We start from the raw sequence: 1801 nt of genomic DNA on the forward strand, positions 1-1801 counted from the left end.
TCCCGGGGCTTCCAGGGGCCCTGGCGGGTGCCCGGACGCCCCCCGAGCGTGTCAGACCCCATAGGTATCTTCTTTCCCGTGGCCGCAAGAGAGGCGGCCGTCCTTCCCGCAGAACCACCACGCCATTCGCGGGTCCACTGGACCTGCCCTGGCCTTGCCATACCTGGAGAGTCACATGGCTACTCGCAACACGTCCAAGCGCAACGCCGTCGCCCGCAACCGCTCCGCCGAGGCCACCAAGGCCGCCTTCGACGACCTGGCCCGCAAGGCCCGCAACAAGCCCGTCGTCGTCTCCAAGGAGCAGGAGGCGAAGGACGCCCACGCGAAGAACGTCCTGGCGGACGTGTCCGGCCTCACCGCGGAGACGGCGGTGAAGAAGGTCACCGAGGCGGGGCTGACCATCAACAAGACGCTGGCGGGCATCAACGAGCAGGTCATCTCGCTGGTGGAGGAGCTGAAGCAGCTGGACGAGGCCATCGGCCTGAAGACGGAGGAGCTGAACGCCCTGCACGGCAAGGACGTGGCGGCGAGCGCCATCGACGTGCTGGTGGCCGAGTACGACAAGAAGAAGGCGGAGCTCGAGGCGGAGATGGAGCGGCTGCAGAAGGACATCACGGACAGCCGCGCGAAGGCCGCCGCGGAGCTGGCCGCGGAGCGCGAGGCCGCCGAGGTGGCCCGCAAGCGCGCCGAGGAGCAGTACGCCTATGACACGCAGCTGTCGCGCAAGAAGGACCAGGACGCGTTCGCGGAGGGGCTGCGCCAGCAGGCCGCGCAGGAGCGCGACCGCAAGGAGAAGCTGGAGAAGGACTGGGCCACGCGCGAGGAGGCGCTGAAGCTGCGCGAGAAGGAGCTGGAGGACCTGCGCAAGCAGGTGGCCGAGTTCCCGCAGGTGCTGAAGAAGGAGGCGGACACGGCGGCGGCGATTGCCGGCAACCGCGTGAAGTCCGATTGGGAGATGAAGCTGACGCTGGCCACGAAGGACGCGGAGACGGCGCAGCGCGTGGCGACCATGGAGATTGCGTCGCTGAAGGACACCTGCACGAAGCAGGCGCAGGCCATCCAGACGCTCCAGGCGGAGCTGAACGAGGCCAAGCGTCAGGTGCAGGCCATCGCCGAGAAGGCCCTCGAGTCCGCCTCCGGCGCCCGCGCGCTGGCCGAGGTCCAGGGCGTCATCGCCAGCCGCGAGTTCTCCAAGAACAAGTAGTCCGGGCGGTCAGGAGACCCGCACCGCCCCGATGGCTGCGCCTCGGACGTGCAGCGCGTGGAGCATGTTGACGAGGCTGTCGAACGCTTCTCCCCCAGCCGTTACGTCCTCCAGGAAGAACTCCAGGCCTCGGGGTGTGAAATCCGGGGCCCGGGCCAGGTACGTCCGCATCATCCCGGGCGGGAAGAGGTCATCCGCGAAGCCGCCCCGTTGAACCAGCCCCAGCCAGGACCACCAGACGGCCTCGAAGGCCAGGAGCGTCCCGGCGTCCTGCGCCTTCACGAAGTCGACCTCGATGAGCACGTCGGTGCCCTCCGCTTCGAAGTCGTACTCGAACGGCAGCGGCTCGTACGCGAAGGGCAGCACCTGCTCGGGGCCAGGCCCGCGGCTGGAGACCAGGCTGGAGGAGATGAGCGCTTCCCGGATGCGGGGGCCCTCCAGATGGATGTCGTGAAGGACGTTGCCAAGAATGAACAGGCTCGTGGGGTGCAGGCGGACCGCGTCGAAGCGCCACCGCCAGGTATTGCCGGGGAGCTGCTCACGGCTCGCGAGCCTCAGGGTGGATTGGGAGGGGGGAATGCTCTCCCCTCCCAGCCC

At 68.6% G+C, this 1801-nt stretch carries 2 protein-coding genes; one reads left to right on the top strand and one right to left on the bottom strand.

Features of this window, described 5'->3' with window-relative positions:
* The first annotated feature begins 175 nt into the window (after positions 1-175).
* A complete protein-coding gene (locus HG543_RS53450; protein ID WP_169352646.1) occupies positions 176-1204 on the top strand; it encodes a coiled-coil domain-containing protein in 1029 nt (342 codons plus the stop codon).
* Between the two features lie 9 nt (positions 1205-1213).
* Here HG543_RS53450 and HG543_RS53455 read toward each other — a convergent pair.
* Positions 1214-1801 (bottom strand): hypothetical protein (locus HG543_RS53455; RefSeq protein ID WP_169352647.1); only part of this gene is annotated, 588 nt, incomplete at its 5' end.

Origin of the sequence: Pyxidicoccus fallax (assembly GCF_012933655.1) — a bacterium.
GTDB classification, from domain to species: domain Bacteria; phylum Myxococcota; class Myxococcia; order Myxococcales; family Myxococcaceae; genus Myxococcus; species Myxococcus fallax.

Coding starts and splice junctions, on each gene's coding strand:
- HG543_RS53450 (WP_169352646.1), top strand. CDS start 176: ATGGCTACTCGCAACACGTCCAAGCGCAACGCCGTCGCCCGCAACCGC.